This is a genomic window from Yinghuangia sp. YIM S10712, from assembly GCF_051388935.1.
GTDB lineage: Bacteria > Actinomycetota > Actinomycetes > Streptomycetales > Streptomycetaceae > Yinghuangia.
In genome coordinates, this window is sequence record NZ_JBPKBI010000065.1 from 1 (window position 1) to 2,192 (window position 2,192).

Consider the following 2,192-nt stretch of genomic DNA (forward strand, 5'->3'; position numbering starts at 1 on the left):
TGTCAACGCTCCCTGAAATTTGACCCCTTGCGGGTCTCGGAAAATTGACCCCCAGCGTCGGTTCAGTGCTGGTTGGCGCGGTTCTCTTTGGCGAGGAGTTCGCGTCGTTGGCGGGTGCGGTAGGAATCGCCGGTGAGGGTGAGGACCTCGGCGTGATGGACCAGGCGGTCGATCATGGCGGCGGCCACGACGTCGTCGGAGAATGTTTCTCCCCAGCGTCCGAACGGCAGGTTCGAGGTAACCATGACCGAGCCCTGTTCGTAGCGGGACGCGATGAGTTGGAAGAACAGGTTTGCGGCGTCCTGATCGAACGGGATGTAGCCGACCTCGTCGATGATGATCAGTTTGTAGCGGCGGATCTTTTTGAGTTCGGCTTCCAGGCGGCCGGCCTGGTGGGCCTCGGCGAGACGGGAGATCCAGTTGCTCGCCGTGTCGAACAGGACCGAGTATCCCGAGTGGGCGGCCTTGACTCCGAGTCCGATGGCCAGGTGTGTCTTCCCGATTCCCGGCGGACCGAGGAGGATGACGTTCTCCGATTTCGCCACGAACGTGCCGGTCGCCAGGTGTGCGAGGACATCACGCCGGAGCGAGGGCAGGTGGTCGAGGTTGAAGTCCTCCAGGGTTTTGACCTGCGGGAAGTGGGCCGTGCGGATCCGCATCACGGTGCCTTTCGATTCCCGGTCGGCGACCTGCCGTTGCAGCAGGGCGGCAAGGTATTCCTCGTGTGACCAGTTTTCGTCTCTCGCCTGAACGGCAAGGTCTTCCCACGTGGCGCCGATCGTCGGCATCTTCAGCGCTCGGGTGAGATAGGCAAGCATCGACGGAAGCCCGTCTTTGTGCGGCGGGTTGTCTTTGACGAAAGTGCTCATTCGTTGCTCGCTTTCGTGGGTGTGGGGTCGAAATCGACACCGAAAAGGGCGTCGTAGTCGGGCAGGGCCCGCAGCGTGACGGCATGGCCGTCGGGGTGGTGGCGGGTGGCGGCCTCGCGCCGGCGGCGGTCCTCGGCGAGGGCCTGACGCATCCGGGCGGCGGTGGCCGCGTGGGTCGGGTCGGTGACCACGGTCTGTTTCGCCCAGGACCGCCGGTGCTGGGCGACGACCCGGCCCTCGCAGAACACGGTGACCGTGTCCAGGGACGCGGTCACGTCGACGAACCGGCCGATCACTTGCGGGTCCACGGAGTAGTCGACGGTGTCGACGCGGACGTAGTAGTCGCGTGCCAGACGAATCCGGTGGTTCAGCCCGATCGGCGGGACGACGGGCGGCAGCGGAAGCATCGACAGGTAATCGGTCTCCAGAAGGTCGGCCGGTCGGCCCTGAATCGCCCGGACCGTGCGGGAGTTCGCCCGCACCAGCCATTCCGCCAGTTGTCCGTTGAAATCCTCGGGGGAGCCGAACGCCCGTCCCGGAAGGAACGAGGTCTCCAGGAACTGGTTGTTCCGTTCGACCATTCCCTTGTATTCCGGGTCCCGCGGGGGTGCGAGTTTGATGCGGGTGGCCAGCGTCCCGGCGAAAGCCGCCGCGGGCGCGGTCACCCGGCCCGTCCCGCCGATCGCCGATTCCCGGTCCCAGACCAGGATTTTGGAGACTCGCCCGACCGCGTCGATCAGCTGCCACATCCCCGACAGGATGTCCCCGCCCTGCCGGGACGGGATCATCGCAGCGGACAAGTAGCGGGAGAATCCCAGCGTCATGACCAGAACCGGCAGGATCCGCTCCTGCCCGGGAGCCACCGGAATCTTCGTCTCGGGAAACCACAGATCGCACTGGGTGATCTCGCCGGGCTCGTAGTGGACGCGGTCCACCGGATCGATTCCCACGTATTCAGGCCTGAGCAGAGCCAGCCGCTTCTTCAACGGCGACATCGAGTACGGCCAGCCGATGCGTTCCGCAACGACCGGAGCCGGCATCCGTGGCCATTCCTTCAGCAAGGCCCGGATCTGCGGTTCGAAAGCATCCGCGACCGAACCCCTCGGCGCCCGCTCGTATTTCGGTGGCCGGTCCGAGGACAACGCAGCCCGCACGGTATTCCGGGCCACCCCCAGCCGCCGCGCGATCTCTTTGATGGGTACGCCCTCCGCTCGATGCAGACGGCGTATCTCGGCCCAGTCCTCCACGTTCAGCACCCTCCATGGTCATGGGGGGTCAATTTTCGGAAGGCTCCTGGGGGTCAGTCTTCAGGAACCCGCGACA

2 protein-coding genes are annotated in these 2,192 nt (G+C 65.4%); both read right to left on the bottom strand.

Going from position 1 to position 2,192, the window contains the following annotated elements; genetic code table 11:
• Positions 1-62: 62 nt before the first annotated feature.
• Positions 63-869, bottom strand: a complete 807-nt coding sequence (gene istB / locus ACRX5W_RS33185; RefSeq protein WP_436792113.1) for an IS21-like element helper ATPase IstB — start codon at positions 867-869, stop codon at positions 63-65.
• Positions 866-2,125, bottom strand: coding sequence for an IS21 family transposase (istA, locus tag ACRX5W_RS33190; protein ID WP_436792114.1), 1,260 nt, complete (start codon positions 2,123-2,125; stop codon positions 866-868). The genes istB and istA overlap by 4 nt, the downstream gene beginning before the upstream one ends.
• Positions 2,126-2,192 lie beyond the last annotated feature (67 nt).